Origin of the sequence: Hutsoniella sourekii ATCC 700629 (assembly GCF_000518205.1) — a bacterium.
Taxonomy (GTDB): Bacteria; Bacillota; Bacilli; order Lactobacillales; family Aerococcaceae; genus Hutsoniella; species Hutsoniella sourekii.
This window is the reverse complement of sequence record NZ_KI912399.1, coordinates 1-18,945: the sequence shown is the minus strand read 5'-3', so window position 1 is coordinate 18,945 and position 18,945 is coordinate 1. Positions and strand designations below refer to the sequence as shown.

The window sequence follows — 18,945 nt, the reverse complement described above, 5'->3', positions numbered from 1 at the left end:
ATCAAAGACGGTGAAGACGGCCAGTCACCAAAAGCCGAGGTCAAAGACAACGGCGATGGCACCCATACTGTGACTGTAACGAATCCAGATGGTACGACTACTGAAACGACGATTCGTGATGGTAAAGATGGAGCCGACGGCCAGGATGGTCAAGACGGTCAGGACGGCTTAACGCCCGAAGCGACCGTGACCGATAACGGCGATGGTACCCACACAGTAACAATCCGCACGCCACACCGCGACCCTCAAACGGGAGAAGTGACTTACACGGAAACTAAGACGGTAATCAAAGACGGTGAAGACGGCCAATCACCGAAGGCCGAAGTGAAAGACAATGGCGACGGTACGCATACTGTTACTATAACCAATCCAGACGGCACGACCACAGAAACGACGATTCATAATGGTAAGAACGGTCAAGATGGTCAAAACGGAACCGACGGTAAGGATGGCCAAGACGGTAAATCAGTGATAGCTGAAACCGAACCTGGCACCTTCCAAGGTCAAACAGGGGTTTGGATTATCATCCGAGACCGTGATACTAATGAGGAATTAGATCGTGACTTTGTAGCCAATGGTAAAGACGGCCAAAACGGCAAAGATGGCAAAACGCCTGAAATTACTACCGAATCAATCACTGATACTAATGGTAAAGAAATTGGTTACAAGATCACCATTACCCACCCAGATGGTCGCCAAGAAGAGCGTCTTATCAAGCATGGTCAAGACGGCAAAGATGGAAAAGACGGCAAGGATGGTCGCTCAATTATTGCCACCACCGAACGTGGAGACCACAAGGGACGTGCCGGCGCTTGGGTGATTATCCGAGACCGTGACACTTTGCAAGAAATTGACCGTGAATTTATCGCGGATGGTGAAGACGGTAAGACTCCAACCATCTCTTCAAGAGACACGGAAACAGGGGTTGAAATCACGATCAACAATCCTGACGGTACCAGCCATACCCATATCATCCGTGATGGTCGCGACGGCAAGGATGGCCAAGACGGACGTTCAATCACTGCTACCACTGAACCAGGTAGTTTCAATGGTCAGACTGGTATTTGGGTGATTATCCGCGACCGAGTAACCGGTCAAGAATTGGACCGCGATTTTGTTGCCGATGGTAAGGACGGCCGTGACGGTCAAGACGGCAAGACGCCAACGGTCAAGATCCAGCCACTGACTGACAAGGAAGGTCATGAAATCGGTGTAACCATTACAGTCACTCAACCTGATGGTTCAGTGGAATCCAAGACCATTTACCACGGTCGTGATGGTCATGACGGTAAAGACGGTTTAACACCATCAGTAACGACTCAACCTGGCCAAGATAGTCAAGGCAACACCGGCCGTTGGTTAATCATCAAGGATGGTCATGGCAATGAAGTTTCCCGTGAATTTATCCGTGACGGTCAAGATGGTAAGACGCCATCTGTTAAGGTAGAACCAGGCAAGAATTCAAGAGGAGAGTCTGGCCAATGGATCATCGTTTTTGATGGCGATGGAAAAGAAATCTCACGTGAATTCGTTCATGATGGTCGTGACGGAGAAACACCAAGCATCGACACCGTTCCAGGCAAGAATGAATTAGGAGAAACCGGCCTATGGATTATCGTCAAAGACGGTCAAGGCAATGAATCTTCACGTCACTTTGTCCGGGACGGCAAAGATGGGGTAGGTATCAAGAAGATCTATACAGAAAATGGCAAATTGACCATTATCTATACTGATAATCGCAAGGTGACCCTTGAGATTCCATGTTGCGGACCGTGTCCGGAACAACCTAAGCCGGAAGAGCCAAAACCAGAAGATCCAAAACCGGAAGATCCAAAACCGGAAGATCCAAGACCGGAAGATCCAAAACCGGAAGATCCAAGACCGGAAGATCCAAAACCAGAAGATCCAAAACCGGAAGAGCCAAAACCGGAAGATCCAAAACCGGAAGATCCAAAACCGGAAGATCCAAAACCGGAAGAGCCGAAACCGGAAGAGCCGAAACCGGAAGATCCAAGACCGGAAGATCCAAGACCGGAAGATCCAAGACCAGAGGAACCGACACCGGAAGAACCAAGACCAGAGGAACCAACCCCTCAGATTCCTGCTAAGCCTGGTCAACCCGTTACACCAGGTTCAGCAGACCCTGCCCAGGAAGTGACCCCTGAAGCTCTAGCCGCTTCTCTTCTTCCTGAAACAGGAGAAGCCCAAGATCAACTATTACAATTAGCCGCAGCGATTGTCATAGCCTTGGGCGGAACAGTGGCCTTAGCTCCTAGAAAACGCGAAGACCACTAAATCGATTCAAATAAGCTCTAATTGAATCCACACAAGTATCGAACACCTGGTCAAGGAAACTTGGCCAGGTGTTTTTAGATCATTCTTAACCTGATCCTGATAAAAATATTCCTCTTGATAGGAAATTAGTTTTCACATCCAATAGACCGCTCCAATTAGATGCGAAATTTATTTCATATGCAATAGGCTGGTTCTATTAGCTACGAAATATATTTCACACCCAATAGGCCGCTCTAATTAGATGCCAAATCTATTTCACATCAAATAGGACGACCAATTTTATTTAAGAAATTCAAATTAATATCTAATAGAAGTTCCTTTTTAGACGTCAAACAGATTTCATACCGATCGAGTTCTAAGCTAGTAATTATGGTTGACCTCTTAATGAGATTTAGCAACAAGGTCACAAGAAGCGGCAGCTACTGGATTTATAAGCGATTTACTAATATTTTTTAGTTTGGTTGGTGATAAGTTTGAAGAAGCTAGTGATTTAAGGGCTTGGCAACAATTCTTCTTAACCAATGAAGTGCAAGGAAATGCGCCAGTCGAGTTGATCCAGGTTAGTCGAATTGTAAAGGGAATCAACCAGGATAAGGGGTAGGAATACGTCGCGTTGAAGCAATTGGAACAGGCACAGGCGGATCTAGCTTGGGCTAAGCGGTCTTGGAGTGAGTATGCTGATCAGAAAGGAGAACACAAGGGGCGTCTTCAAGGCTTAAGTGAAGGCAAGCGATTAGGCCAAGAGCTGGGTCAACAAGCCGGTCAAATTCAAGGGCGACAAGCTCTGATTTGGGAGCTTTATGCTAACGGGATGGGCTTAGAGAGGCTTGCTCGCTTTACTAAGCTGCCAACCGAGGAGCTGCGGGATTTATTAAGGCATGAATAAGCAATCAGGGTCTGTCGCAGAGAACTTGGGTCGGGCGGATTGATCCTTGAATCCAGTGACAGCAAACAAATTTTGACACCAGTCTTAGCGGTGGCTAGGGTTGGTGTTTTTTAATGAATAGCAAAGATCCGCTATTATAAGGAGCTGTAATTATTCTAAAAAAGGTAAAAATTTAATCTTGCGCCTTGTCTAAAGATGCAAAAAATTAAAAAACGAATATTTAGAAATCGAAATTGTTAATTAAAAGCTTAAGTTGAAGTTGTAGTCTTGAGGTTCCGGCCGGTTGTTTCTATTCCCGAAAATAACCAATAATCTCATTTTTTGTAAAATAAATGACATAGCGTTTCATAAATAAATAAGCTATAATAATCTTGAATTTCCCTTAGCTAGAAGGCATTATTTAGATGAGACGAGCATGAGATATTTATTAGAAATCTGATAAGTGAGTTAAGCATCTTATTCGCCTTTATCCGTTTATTCAAGTAAAATGGATTTAATGATTTTATTTTTATTCTAAATCACAATAATCATCACAAAGTAGCTAAATATTGGAAATGTTTCAATTGTTAGATTCATATCAACTAGCTGGGCTTATTTGAGTGGCTGAATTTCAAACCGGTTCCATGGTATCGGTTTATTTCGAGTACTCAGATAAGGCTAGTTGGCATCATTGGAGGAAAATATATGGAAAAGCAATACAAATATGCCATTAGAAAGACCACACTTGGGGTGGGAAGTGTCGCTATCGCGGCCATTCTTGCGGGCCAAGTCCAAGCGGTTCAAGCGGCAGAAGTCACTACCTAACAACCCGCAGCAGAGGTTATTCAACCCGCTCCGGCTGATCCGGTAGCCAGTGAACCTGCTCCAGGGTCTGACCTAGAGCTGGTACCAGAAGTGACATCGGATGCGGTGGGGGCACCGGCTGATAACTCAAATACACCTGATGTTACTACTGACGCAGTTCCAACAGCGGTTAATGCTCCGGCACCAACGGAAGAACCAACCGCAGCTGGATCGGCACCGACAAATACTGAGGAGAAACCTGAGTACAAGAATAGTACCGTGCTTCAAGATGAGAAAGTCATCACTAACGGTAAAGGTTATCGTCAAAGTGAGATAGCTGGAGCTGGTGCTAAGATAAAAGTAACTCAAGAAAATTTAGGTGAAGAAAAAGAAGGGGTACGTGTAGAAACTCTTCAACCATCTCCTACATCTCCAGATAAAAGATCTTTTGGTGTTGAAGTTAATTTCGATAAGCCCGCAGCTGAAAGAACCTATAATGGTTTTATAATTACCGATAGAGGTAGAAATAAGGATATTAATCCAAATAAAAGCGAGTTTTTAAAACCAGGCGAAGAACTACCTACAAATACAGAAGATAAGGTAACTTATCAGCCTGACATTACTAACCTAGACTATAAAAAATCAAGACAAAGTAACTTTGATTATGTTTCTACAGAAGACGATCGAAAACATATAGCAAATAAAGATAATGGCAAGACTACCTTGGCCTGGAAGGGTGAATACGACAAAAACAACCCTAATGGCAAAATGTTTGAGGGAGAAAACTTTGAGGTATCTGTCGGTGTCAACCCTTATCCAAACGAAAATAAAGACCTAAGCCTTATAGGAATTGGCGGGGCTACTACTATTGATAAAGTTCCTGTAAAAAATCAGTATGTCGTATCTGATGCGAAAATAACGAATGCTGGAGAAGAGGACTATACGCGTTTAATAGGGGAAGTCTATCATCCTAGTGAAAATACGCTTGTAAACGGAGCTCAGGCACTTATAGTTAATAACAAAAATATTGACCAGCTTAAGACTGCGACTGGTAATGATAATTTAACTATTGGTCAAATTGTTTTTAAAATGCCAGAAGGAGCACTCCAAAATAAAAACTCTATCTTTAATGATGTGAAGTTTCAGGGTGTTCAAAGTCTCAGAGCCAAATTCTATGCTCGACCCAGAACGGCAGAAGAATTCACAAAACTTGCTAAAACCTTGGATGAATTTGATGACGGTTCATATGGATATGTATCCACAGGTGCAGGTACTAAAGAAATCACCCATAACGGTGAAAAAGTAACCATTGACAAGCAAGGCATTGCTCGTTACGACCATTATAACCTTATCGGTGAGATGACTATCAACCTTGATGATACTAAATTTTATGACCAGTCATTCAAGGATGGTAATGGACAAGACACTTCTGAACACACTTCATCAAAGGTACTAGCTGGTGAAAGCTTTGAGATAAAAATGTTTGAACCACAAGGCGATGCTAGAAAAGATAACCAAAAGTCTGCAACTGAAATGAATGCTGCTAAAAAAGACGAACTAGCCACAGGTGTTATAAAAGAAGACTTTATCATTACTGAAAATAAGCGTATAGCTGAAAAGCTAGGTACGACAGTTGACAAGCTTAAAGATGACCAAAAATGGGTTATAAGTACAGATAAAGATGATGTATCGAAATTTACAATCACACCACCCAAGTCTGCCAAAGCAGGAGAATTTATAGCAGTCCCTGTTGAATATACCTATACAAATGGGTCAAAAGACATCCACTGGTTCCACTTTGTTGTTCAAGATTCTGATAACAACAAACCAGAGTACAAGGCTGAAGTAGGTTTCCAAGGAGATACCCTAAAACAAACGCCTCAACTTTCAACAAAAGAAGAAGACGAGAAGAAGAATCAACCGAAGTCTTATAAGCTAAAAGAAGGCGCAGTTGTCAAAGATGAGCGAGGAAATGTTTGGTCTGATATCAAAGTTGATCCTCAAACTGGTGAAGTAAGCGTAGTAGTACCCACAGACGTTGAAATTATCGGTGGAGAATCTATATTTGTACCAGTCGTTGTGGAATATGATGATCCAAATACAGAAAAAACAAAAACAGAAGAAGTAACTGCCCAATTCATCGCCCGGCCGAAATATACCACAACGGTTCGGGATGAAGATATCAAGGAAGTGCCGTTTGCATCTAAAGAAGAGTTTGATGATACCATTCCTCTTGGTGAAATCAGAGTGATTAATCCAGGTAAGGCTGGTAAGGAAATGACTGTTTTCGAACAAGATGTTGTCAATGGCCAAAAGGGTCTGATTGATCCTGAGACAGGTAAATTTACAGCTGGAGATAATCTCTTCAGAAAAACTACGACTAAGATCGAGGAAAAAGAAGATCGTTTAGTTAAAGTTGGGATTAAACCAGTTGAAGAAACAGTCACCATTCCTCACACAATAGAATATATCGTCGACCCTACTCTCAAACCAGGCGAAGAAGTCTATGAAGAGGGTTGGGATGGAGAAGTCACTGTCAAGACTACAAGAAATCCAGAGACTGGTGAAATTACCATCACTAAAGAAGAAACTCTTGCTATGCAGCCAATGAAGATCAAAGTGGGAGCTTATGAACATAAAAATGATGTTCCATTTGATACAACAGTAGAGTTTGACGATAATCTACCAGCAGGTACAACAAAAACTGTTACAGAAGGTGTCGTTGGAAAAACAGAAACAAAAGTTACCCCAGCCAAGATTGCCGATATGGATGATATGATGAAGACAATCGGCGAAGGAAACTTCCTACTTCATGATGAAGAACACCAAGTAATGAACCTACCAAACTACGAAGCAATGGCTAACTACATGGTAGAAAAAGGCTATTGGGATGCTGACAAGATTACAAAAACTACAGATGAGTATAGCAATGTAACAGCAGCTTCTTATAATGGAGAAAGTTTTGAAGATCTACTAAACTTCGACGCTAAAAACCATCCAGCAGGCAAGGCCCTTGTCAAAGGTAAGGTAGAAACAAAAACAATTACCGAAAAACAAGACAAGGTAATCAAAGTCGGTACAAAGACAGAAGGTACTGTAGTTGATACAGACGAAATACCATTCAAAGTTAAAGTAGAAAAAGACCCATCACTTAAGAAGGGCGAATGGAAGTATAAGAAAAACGAAAACGGCGAAGACCTATCTGGTAAGGTCGGTACTAACAAGAAAACTTGGACCATTGTTAATTCTAAGGTAGTTGGCGAACCTTCTGTTGAGAAGACAGACCCAGTTGATGCAGTTATCTTGGTAGGTGATGAAGACTTCACAGGTGAAGTAACACACACAACAACAGAAGAAACACCATATGAAGTTCAGATTGTTGAAAGAGATGATCTTCCAAAAGGAACAACACAAGTTCACCAACAAGGGGTAGCTGGTAAGATTGAAAAAACTTATAAGCAACAAATTGTAAATGGCGAAGCTCAAGGAAATATGACTGAAGATGAAGCAGCTCGCAAGGTGACAGAATCAAAACCACATGTCATATATGTAGGTACAAAACCACTTACAGGCTCTACAAATGTAGAAACTAAAAACCAAAAACCATTTGATGTTGAGATAGAATACGATAACACCAAACCAGCAGGAACAGTTGAAATCGTTCCAAATACTGGTGTTCCAGGTGAAGAAACCAAGACGACACCAGTAACAAGCGAAGATGGCACTGTCACTCCAGGTGAGACAACAACTAAGGAAGAAAAGGCTCCAATCAATAAGAAGATTATTGTAGGAACCCAAGGATACAACGGTGAATTCAAACATGAATACACGAATATTATTCCTTTTGAAACCGAAGTTGAAATCGACCCAACCCTTGCACCAAATGAGGTGAAAGAAGTTCAACCGGGCGTGAATGGTGAAACGAAGACAACTGTTACCCAAACCATCACTAATGGCGTTGCCGGAGAAAAACAAGTTTCTGAACCAGAGACAACTAAGAAACCTGTTAATCGCAAGATTAAGGTTGGTGCTAAATCAGAAGGTAAGCACAGCCATACTGAATCAGTGCCATTCAAGGTTGAGGTCCAAGTAGATAAATCTCTTAAACCAGGTGAATACCGGATTGAAAAACCAGGTACACCAGGATCTAAGACAACAACTTGGAAGATTGAAAACTCTAAAGTAGTTGGTGATCCAACAGTTGAAACAACACCAGCAGCAGATGCTCTTGTTTTAGTTGGTGATAAGGCCTTCACCGGTGATATTAGCCATACGACAACAGAGGGAACACCATTTAAGGTTGAAATTGTAGAGCGTGATGACTTGCCTAAGGGAACCACCCAAGTTCACCAAGAAGGTCAACCAGGTTCAATCACACGTACTTACAAGCAACACATCGACAATGGTCAACCACAAGGTGAAATGGCTGAAGACGAAACAGCTCGTCAAGTAACAGAAGCCAAACCACATATTATCTATGTGGGCACCAAACCACTTAAAGGCTCAACTACTGTTACAACAACCAATAAGAAACCATTTGATGTTGAAATTAAGTATGACAACACTAAACCAATTGGTTTTGTTGAAGAAACAGGTGGTCAACCAGGAGAAGAATCGACTTCAACTGACGTGACTGCTACAGATGGTAACTTAACGACTGGTAACTCAACAACCACCGAAACAGCAGCGCCAGTTAAGAAAGTCATCACAGTCGGTACCAAAGACTACACGGGTGAATTCACTCACGAATACACCAACACGATTCCATTTGAAACGGAAGTAACCATCGACCCAAGTCTAAAACCAAACGAAATTGTAGAAGACCAAAAGGGTATCAATGGTGTAACCAAGACAACCGTTACTCAAAGCTTCACAAATGGAACACTAGGTGAGAAGAAAGTTTCTGAACCAACTGAAGTGACTAAAGCTCAAAACAGAAAGATTAGAATCGGTTCAATGACCGAAGGCACTCATACTCATACAGAAGATATTCCATTTGATTACGAAGTGAAATATGATCCTAACATCGAAGCTGGTAAGTATGAAATAGAAGTGGCAGGCGAAAAGGGAACTCGAACAACTAAGTGGACTATTAAAAACTCTGAAGTTCAAGGAAACCCAGAAGTAACTGAAACTCAACCTACAAATGCTATTATCAAGGTTGGTAACAAGGACTTCACTGGCACCGTGACTCACACTGATAAGAAGGAAATTCCTTTTGAAGTTGAGATTGTTGAGAATCCGAACCTACTTGTTGGTACCAAGAATGTTAAGCAACAAGGAGAAGCGGGCGAGAAGGAAGTCACTTACACTCAAGCAATTAAGAATGGTCAAGCAGATGGCGAATTGAAGACTACCGAAAACCAAACCAAAGCGCCTAAGAAACACATCATTGAAGTCGGTACTAAGCCAGTTGAAGGCAATACCCACGAAGTCAACGAAGATGTTAGCGTTGAAATCGAGTATGTCACCGACGAAAACCTTGAAAAAGGTAAAGTTGAAACAGGCGATTTAGTTCCAGGCAAGGTAACTTCTAAGCTAGTCAACAAGATTGTTGATGGTAAAGTTGTAACCGAAGAGGTTAAAGAAGTTACCCCTGCTAAGCAAATCATTAAAGTAGGAGCTAAGGACTTCACCGGTACTGTGACGCACGAAGTCAAGGAAGAAGTGCCGTACACTGTTCGTATCGTTGAAGATACTACCATGAAACCAGGAACTAGCCGAGTTGAAATCCAAGGTAAGCCTGGTTCTAAGACCACCAAGTACAGCCAAGATGTTGTTAATGGTCAAGCTTCAGGCGACATGAAGTCTGAAGTGATTGCTACAACGGATCCAACTGAACACGTGATCCATGTTGGCACAGCCCCAGTCGAAAACAGCAAGAACTTGAGTGAGGAAGTACCAGCTGAAGTTGAATATGTTTACGACGAGACTAAGGACAAGGGTAAGGTTGAAAAGGGTGAATACACACCTGGTAAGGTAGAAACCAAGGTCGTTAATAAATACGATCCTAAGACAGGTGAAATCACAACCACCGAAGAAAAAGTGGTAACCCCTGCTAAGCAGAAGATTATTGTCGGTACCAAAGACTTTACCGGTGAATTCACTCACGAATACACCAACACGATTCCATTTGAAACTGAAGTAACCATCGACCCAAGTCTAAAACCAAACGAAATCGTAGAAGACCAAAAGGGTATCAATGGTGTAACCAAGACAACCGTTACTCAAAGCTTCACAAATGGAACACTAGGTGAGAAGAAAGTTTCTGAACCAACTGAAGTGACTAAAGCTCAAAACAGAAAGATTAGAATCGGTTCAATGACCGAAGGTAAGCATTCTTATACGGAAGAACTACCATTCAAGTATGAAGTTAAGGTTAACCCTGAACGCGAAGCTGGAACTTATGAAGTCATCAAGCCAGGCAAGGTTGGTTCAAAGACCACTGAGTGGACAATCACCAACTCAGTTCCAGGTGAAGGCAAGGTAACTGCCGAAACCCCTGCTGAGAATGCTGTAATTGAAGTAGGTAACAAGGACTTCACTGGTACAGTGACCCATACTGAAACTGTTCCAGTGCCAAACACCGTTGAAATTCGCTACAATCCTGATGTGAAGGCTGGTGAGACCAAGGTTCTTGAAGAAGGAACTAATGGTTCAGTTGACGTGACTTATACTCAACAAGTTAAGAATGGTCAGCCGGAAGGTGACTTAGCTAAGACAGAATCTAATCGTGTTGAACCTAAGAACCGGATTATTGAAGTGGGAACTATGCCAGAATCTGCTAAGAACACCGAGACTGTTAACTCTGAAGTCCCAGTGGAAATCGAATATGTTTATGATGACACCAAGGACAAGGGAACAGTTGAAAAAGGTGAATTTACCCCTGGTAAGGTTGAAACCACCGTTGAAAATGTCTACGAAAACGGCCAGTTAGTTTCTAAGCCTACCACTAAGGTAACTTCAGCTAAACAGAAGATTATTGTCGGTACCAAGGACTTTACTGGTGAATTCAAACATACGGACACTGATGTGGTGCCGTTTGAAACAGAAGTAATTTTTGATAATACGCTTAAAGCTGGTGAACAGGTTGTTGATCAAGTGGGTGAGAATGGTGAAGTATCTAGAACTATTACTCAGCCAGTAACAAATGGTGTTCTAGGCGATAAGCAAGTTTCTGAGCCAACTACTACTAAGGAAGCGAAGAAGCAGATTATCCGTGTCGGTACAATGACAGATGGCACCCATACGACTAAGTGCCCAGTGCCATTTGAGACCAAGGTGGAAGTGGATCCTAACTTAGCCAAGGGCGAATACAAGGTTGAAACCCCAGGCCAAGCCGGTGAGCAAGAGACAACTTATACAATTAAGAATTCACAAGTTGTCGGAACTCCAGAAACCAAGCAAACCAAGGCGCCAGTGACCCAAGTGATCAAGGTCGGCAATAAGGACTTTACCGGCCAAGTGAGCCATGAAGTCATTGAAGATCTAGCCTTTGAAGTGGAAATTATCGAAGATGATACCCTTGATGCGGGTACAATCATTGTTGACAAAGAAGGAGTTAAGGGATCTAAGACTACTAAGTACACCCAAGCGGTCAAGAATGGCCAAGCCGATGGTGAATTGAAGTCTGAAGTGATTAAAGAAACACCTGCTCAAAAACGGGTAGTTAGAGTCAGTAAGAAACCAGGTACTTGCCCAATTCCAGAAGGCACTGAAACACTTATCAACAAAGACGTCCCGGTTGAAATCGAGTATGTTTACGATAATACTAAGGATAAAGGCTTTGTCGAAACTGGTGAAGTGACCCCAGGTAAGGTTGAGACCAAGGTTGTTTCTAAGCTAGTTGACGGTAAGATTGTCGCCACTGAAGAGACAGTGGTAACGCCTGCCAAGCAGAAGATTGTGGTTGGTACTAAGGACTACGAAGGTACATTTAGCCACGAAACTACTTCTGAACAAGCTTACAAGACTCAAGTCATTTTTGATGAAAACTTAGAAGCTGGTAAGGTTGTGGAAGTTCAACCTGGTCAGAACGGTCAAACCAAGGAGACTGTGACACAAACAATTGTTAACGGTGTCCCTCAAGCTAAGAAGACCTCAACATCAGTGATTACTCAACCTCAAGACCGCATCATCCGTGTCGGTACGAAAGGAATTACGACTGAAAAACTTCAAGAAACCATTAAAGAATTACCTGTTGAGAAAATCGTTGAAATTATCAAAGAAGTCCCTCAGGAAAAATTAGTGGAAGTGATCAATGAGATTGTCAAAGTGGTTCCTCAAGAATCAATCAAAGAGTTGATCAAGGAAGTTCCAGTGACCCGCATTGTTGAAATTGTTAAGGAAGTTCCAGTTGAAGTGATCAAGGAGATCGTCAAGGAAGTTCCAGAAGGCACCAAGGTGGTTGAAATCATCAAAGAAGTGCCAGTTGAAGTGATCAAGGAAGTCGTTAAGGAAATTCCAGCAGGCACGAAGGTTGTTGAAGTCGTCAAAGAAATTGTCAAGGAAGTCCCAGTGGAAACTATCAAGGACGTCCCAGGCATCCAAGTACGCTACAATGATCAATTGAAGCCAGGCGAGGTCAAGGTTGTCGACCGCGGTCAAAAACGCGTGACTATCACCAAGAACGGTCAAACCACCGTGGTTGAAGAAGGCCGCGACATGATCGTCGAAGTCGGCTGCGCCAAGTGTGAAAGACCAGGCGACCCGGACAAACCAGTAAATCCAGACCAACCTGACAAACCAAACCCAGGTAACCCAGACCAACCAGGAGATCCAGACAAGCCAAACCCAGGTACCCCGGATCAACCAGGAGATCCAGACAAGCCAAACCCAGGTACCCCGGATCAACCAGGAGATCCAGACAAACCTAACCCAGGCACTCCGGATCAACCAGGAGATCCAGACAAGCCGAACCCAGGTATCCCGGATCAACCAGGAGATCCAGACAAGCCGAACCCAGGTACCCCGGATCAACCAGGAGATAAGCCAGAGGTTCCTTCTGAGTCATCCGGTCATTCATCGACTGACCACGAAGTGCCAACCCCAGGCGAAGATCCGAAGACGCCAGGCACCTCAACTTCCCAGACGCCAACACAATCTGGGACCCAAGACTACAGCAAGATCATGGAAGAACTAGATAGCACACCACCAGTAGAAGCTCAATCTGTCCTACCAGACACAGGCGAAGCCAGCTCTGCTGCTCAATACGGTGTCGCCGGTCTATCCCTACTTGCCGGTCTCGGACTTCTAGGAAGAAGACGTCGCAAAGAAGAAGAGTAAAACCAGGCAACTAATCAAACCGAAGCTGTAACAAGCTTCGGTTTTTTGTGTAATCCCGTTTTTTACCTAAAAGCATCTCTCATTTATACACGAAAGTAATTTGGCACCTAAATGGAGCTCTCATTTATATACGAACTAAATTTGGCACCTAAAAGCAACTCTCTTTTATATACGAAACTATTTTGGTACCTAAATGGATCTCTCTTTTAGATACGAAATAATTTTGGCGCATAAATGCAGTTGTCTTTTATACACGAAACGATTTTGGCGCATAAATAGATCTCTCTATTATATGCGAAATAATTTTGGCACCTAAATGGCTCTCTCTTTTATATACGAAACAATTTTGGCACCTAAATGGAGCCCTCTTTTATATATGAAACCATTTTCATACCCAAATACCACTCGGTATTAGACGGTACACAAGCTTCCAATCCAATAGTCAAAGCCACCTGATTTCCAGGTGGCTTTTTGCTTATATGAACTACCAATATTTACGTAAGGCCTCCAGGTCCGCGGTGGTGAAGGTGCGGATGGGGCTTCGTTCGGGTAAGAAAGTGTAGTAGCGCTGGCGGGTCTGGCCGTGGGCTTGGTAGTGCTCTTTAAGGTGTCGGTGGATGTAGGTCTCACCAACGGTTGAACCAACCAAGCCCTTCAGATTGGGCCGGGTTAGGATTCGCGGGTTATGATGGGCCAGCAAGGCCAAGTCACTACAGGCCAGGTCCAAGAGGTCGGCCTTGTGCAGGCGCTGGCCACAGGTCTGACACTGGCTATAAATCTTACCGACCCGCTCGAGCCCCCGACGGCAGTGCGGGCAAAATAAGCCTCGCTTCATCTTACCAAAAGGCAGAACTTCAATCAGTGGCGGGAGATAAGAAGTTGAATCACGATAACGCTGGAAGAGCGATAATAAGTCTTGGTAATCCTTGAGTGACACCCGGCGATGGCGTGCTTTTTGGATGGATTGGATCCAGGCCGGGATCTCACAGCGGGAGACCACCACCAGGTCTGAAGGCACAAGCTCTAGGGTGCCCACTTGGCAGAAGGGATTGACGAAGGCCAGCACCGGCTGAATCTGGAAATGACCCAGCCCACCCTGGTCAAGCAAGTGGCCCAACTTGAGGGCTCGCCGTCGGACGCCGCTCACGATATCCTCACCCAAGGCTTGCCCGCCTAGAAGACACTGGCCCTTGGCCGAATAATCAAAGCGGCCAAAATAATTCTTGATCTCCAGCAGATAAATCACCTCCTCATAGATCAACAAGAGGTCGATCTGACACTTGCCCTGGTAGTCCAAGGCCAGATCATGAACCCGCTGGTAATGACTCAACTGAAACTCCTCCAACAAAGCAAGAAAGTCCAACTCCCCGACAAAGCCCTGCTTGTAGCGGTAGTAATCCTTCTCCGCTGCCACATCCAGCAAGCCCCGCCTAGCCCGAACCTCCAAGGCCTGCAAGTTCTGATTCTCCACGGTTCCACCCCCTATCTATTAAATACACGAAAAAAACCAAAATCCATTTTTTTAGTGGATTTTTGGCTATAGTGCTGAATGGAGGCCTTAGAAGCGACACAATCCACAAACTATTTGCATAATTAATAAGTTATACCATGATTACAGTAAAATTCGAAATATTAGAATCCAAATGAATCTAAGTACGAGATTAGATATCTATTAATTCAATTAAAATAAGGGGCCTTTCTTGAAAACTTCTTATTTAGAATGTAGGATAAAAAAGAACCGTTTCAAAATATTTAAAAATAGAAAAATGGAGGAACAGTATGGTTGGGAAAAATAACTATTACCTAAAAAATGAAAAAAGGCCCAAAAGGTCTATCGTTATTCCATCAAAAGGCTCAGCGTAGGAGTGGCCTCTGTCGCTGTTGCTGCTGGCTTGTTGTTTGCTAGTGATGCAGCTGTGGCTCAGGCAGCAGCTATTGATGGGGAAGCGTCTACCATAGCGGCAGAAGTACCTGAAGGGGAAGGAGTCTCTGAGCCGGCGGGATTTGAAGCAGTTGAACAACCGATTCAACCTGATCAACCGGCTGAACCAATGGAGCCTGTAGAAGAATTAGCTCCAGTTGAATCAGCCAATGAAGTTGCCGACCCACAAAATGGGCCATCTAGCTCTGAACTTGCCTTAGATACAACAGAAGAGAAGGTTAGTGAAGCAAAATTAGAAGTGGCTCCTTCAACACGAGCAAGCTTGAATGCTCAAGAAAGTCCTGCCCCTCAAGTAAAACCTTATGCAGCTCCTGAAGAATCGGGTGCTGAACAGCCGGTTGAAGACCAGACTGGTCAAGACAAAAATGTCACAACAGAAGCAGAAATTGCAGCAAACTGGAAGTCTCAACCCAAAGACACTAATCAATGGGCGCTAGCAGAAGATCAAAATATTGTCAGAATTTCTGGTTCTGATCCAATCAAGATGACTGATATTTCTTATGGCGGAGCCTTTATTGATGAGAGTGGGAGAACGAACCTAAGACTCATTTATAGCGAAGCATCGACAGCTAACAGTATATGGGCTAGAGCCTTGTTTAACTTTGGTGAGTTAAGCCAATACATCGACTATGAGCAGTCAAAAATCCATGGTAAAAGCAGAGGACCTTATACGCTAGAGAAATTCAATAATACCGAGATTGGTCAGTTAAACATTCAGGATCCAGCGATGATTCGAGCGTCTAACCGCTCCAACCTACCGATCAATATTGTTCTAAAAGAAGGTGTTGATCTAACAACTCTAGCTGACAAAAATTATCCAATTGAGATGAGAGTCACGGACATTGATTTCAAACGTGTCTATGCTCACGCTCCAGGCGATTCAGCCTTAGATTATACCACTTACACCAAGTCAACCATTATTCCTATCAAGGACCAAATAAGCTCACATTTCTTAAAAGGTGGCTTCCAACCAGCAAGTAAGGATATCGCTAGACAAAAATCTTTCATGACTGAGTTTATAGCGAATCCTGAACAATATAATGACTTATCCAACACAGGAATTTTGAGAACGCAATATTACAGTAACCGTATGTTTGCTAAGCAAAAACCAACTATGTACGGTGAAGAAGCGGCTTATACTCAAATCTTTGATGCGAAATTGCTGAACTATATGAAGGAAGACGACAAAGGTAATGTGGCCTATGTTAATGTCTTGACTGATGCTAAGAAAGTCTCTCCTTATTCGCAAAATGTTGCGATTACCAGGGATATGATTAATCAGACGCCTGACGGTAAGTATGCTTATCTAGTGATTGGGCCTGAAGGTTTTAACCGGGATGGAGTCAAGGTCGTCAATATTCCTAAGCATGACCAATACACAATTCTAGAAGGCTTTTACTTTACTGCGATCGATTATGTAATCGACAAAGAAAAGATTTCAGCCGATCCAACCATGGTAAATGAGAATAAGATTGATTTTGCGGTGGCATCAGGATTTACAAACCCGAATAAGGCGGGATGGGTTCACTATGAAAATACTGTAAGCCAGGATACTATCATTTCTAAAGGTGATGCTATCTTCATTGATGTAGGAGAAAAGCCTGCCCAAGATCAAATCATGGTTCAAATTGGTGATGATAAGTACAACTTTGTTCACACTACCCATGGTTACTATAACGGTAGTTATGACACGGATGCAGCAAACTTTGCGCAGATTACAAAATCTTCTAAAGATGGGTTATACAAGTTAACTTTTAATGAAGGTAGAACATTGAAAGCTGGACAAGAAATCAAAGTATATCTTCCTTATGATTCAGAAGGTCAACCGTCTATACACTTAGGTCAACCAATTATTAATAACGCCACAGAGGAGAATGAGGGAGCGGCGACTCTTTCTATTGAGCCAGACGGAAACATTCGTTTAAAAATGTTTTCTGCAGGTCAAGGGCTCGGTAAAAAAGATGGAAGCTTTAAGTTAATTTATACACCAAGAGGTGGTAATCAACAAGAAGCCATTAACTTTACCAAGAATGGAATTAAGACTTTTTGGCAGAATGATGATAAAAATGATGTTTTAATTTCATCTAATACAGCTACTACTACTTCAGGTGGATTATACTTTATCAAGACTGATAAGTTAGAGTTAGGTGAAGATGTAGTTGTTGAAGCATACAGTCCTGAAGGAAACAAGATTGAAGAATGGACCACGATTCTCACTGATAAAGCATACTCTCTAGTTGATAGAAATGAAAACTATAAAGGTCTGACTTGGGTAGACCAAACCAATACCTCTTCAGTAGGATCAATTATTAAGTCTCTGTATGTTCCTTATCAAGAGATTTTCACCAATGATTATGCTAAGGGTACGGATGATTTCTACGTTAATCCGAATGTTGCTCCTGCTAAAGCTTCTGACTTCATGAAAAATACGACCAACATCATTGGGTATACCAAGTATGATGGTGGAGATGTCAGATTACGCTACATCAATCCGCAACAAATTACCTATATCGGTAAAACTCAAGCCGCAGCGAATGAGTATGATTCAGATGGTAATATTTCGAAAGATCGTACAATTGAAGTGACAATCAATGGTGAGACATTCAGCGCCTTTGCATATGATATTGACTTAAGTCAGCTTAGCGAATTAAGAGCACCTGGAAGTGGTTCAGCGCCTAAGTTATACAAAGATATGAAGTTACTCTTTAACGCGTCTGATGGATCTTCTCTTCCGTCAAATACTGTTGAAGCACGCGTTAGAACCCGTGTTCTATTTGATGCGACAGATGGCAAGTTAGCTGATGGCGAGTCAGCGGTACGTGTGGTTCCTGATAATGTGAAGTATTACGGCGAAGAAGGTTATGTAGCTAATGGTTTCGCTGGGGATAACATCCAGGCAGGTACTGGTGATAGCTTTGTAGCGGATCCAACAGCAGAAGGCAAGACTTTCCTTGGCTGGGTTACAGCAGAAGGTAAGACTGCCTTAGGCGATAAGACGACTGTACTTAGTAAGGACTTTAATGCACTGGACGGTGCCCACAAGTTTACTGATAAGACACCTGTCGGAAGCCATCAAGTTGTTTATGCGATCTGGTCCGAAGAAGCCCTAGTTAAATTCGATGCTAATGGTGGTTCATTTACAGATGCTACATCAACCAAAACAGATGATATCAATGATGGGATACAGGAACCTGAGGCCCCAAGTCAAGAAGGAAAAACCTTTAAAGGATGGGCAACAACAGCAGACGCTACAACGCCAGATGTTGATTTAGCGAATATCGATCAACCGACAACTATCTATGCTGTATGGGAAGATGTGACGCCGGAAGAGACCAATCTAGAATTAGTGAATCCGGAACCAACACCAGTTCAAAATCCTGCTCAACTATCTGAAGCAGAGAAGACAGCGGTTGATGCGGCCGTTCGTCAAGCGAACCCAGATTTGCCAGCTGATGCGGTAATCACAGTTGGAGACACTGGAGAAGTGACAGTAACTTCCGGTAACAAGACAGGTACAATTCCATCCGCCCAAACAGTAGTGGAAGATACTGCACTAGACTTAACCCCTCCAACAGCCGTCGAAGTTCAAGATCCAACTCAATTGACGGCTGACGAGAAAACAGCCGTAGAAGAAGCTGTCCGCCAAGCGAACCCAGACTTACCAACAGATGCGACTATTGAAGTAGCAGATAATGGTGAAGTAACAGTAACTTCAGGTAATAAGACAGGAAGTCTGTCAGCAGATAAAACAGTT

6 protein-coding genes and 1 pseudogene are annotated in these 18,945 nt (G+C 43.0%); 6 read left to right on the top strand and 1 reads right to left on the bottom strand.

Translation table 11 applies throughout. The features are described from left to right. The 4 genes from T408_RS12295 to T408_RS0109045 all read left to right on the top strand — a co-directional run. Window positions 1-2,295, top strand: a 2,295-nt coding sequence (locus tag T408_RS12295; RefSeq protein WP_028119629.1) for a collagen-flanked surface repeat-containing protein, incomplete at its 5' end; no start/stop codon positions are given. Between the two features lie 613 nt (window positions 2,296-2,908). Continuing rightward, window positions 2,909-3,181 (top strand): hypothetical protein, encoded by a 273-nt coding sequence (locus T408_RS11400; RefSeq protein ID WP_035420560.1) that lies wholly within the window; start codon window positions 2,909-2,911, stop codon window positions 3,179-3,181. A 684-nt stretch (window positions 3,182-3,865) separates the two neighbouring features. Next, window positions 3,866-3,985, top strand: coding sequence for a YSIRK-type signal peptide-containing protein (locus tag T408_RS12035; RefSeq protein ID WP_084544019.1), 120 nt, complete (start codon window positions 3,866-3,868; stop codon window positions 3,983-3,985). A 90-nt stretch (window positions 3,986-4,075) separates the two neighbouring features. After that, window positions 4,076-13,249 (top strand): G5 domain-containing protein, encoded by a 9,174-nt coding sequence (locus tag T408_RS0109045; RefSeq protein WP_157060791.1) that lies wholly within the window; start codon window positions 4,076-4,078, stop codon window positions 13,247-13,249. Between the two features lie 484 nt (window positions 13,250-13,733). On the opposite strand, the gene T408_RS0109040 is transcribed toward T408_RS0109045, so the two are convergent. Beyond that, window positions 13,734-14,720 (bottom strand): NERD domain-containing protein, encoded by a 987-nt coding sequence (locus T408_RS0109040; protein ID WP_028119627.1) that lies wholly within the window; start codon window positions 14,718-14,720, stop codon window positions 13,734-13,736. Between the two features lie 358 nt (window positions 14,721-15,078). Between T408_RS0109040 and T408_RS12290 the strand changes: the two are divergent. Both T408_RS12290 and T408_RS12355 read left to right on the top strand, forming a co-directional pair. After that, a pseudogene (locus T408_RS12290) lies at window positions 15,079-15,162 on the top strand (YSIRK-type signal peptide-containing protein); the annotation flags it as partial. Window positions 15,163-15,300: 138 nt separating this feature from the next. Next, on the top strand, window positions 15,301-18,945 hold a 3,645-nt coding region (locus T408_RS12355; RefSeq protein ID WP_328285598.1), incomplete at its 3' end, for an InlB B-repeat-containing protein.

Excerpts from the sequence above, each read along its gene's own strand:
- T408_RS12035 (WP_084544019.1), top strand. The coding sequence starts at position 3,866 with ATGGAAAAGCAATACAAATATGCCATTAGAAAGACCACACTTGGGGTG.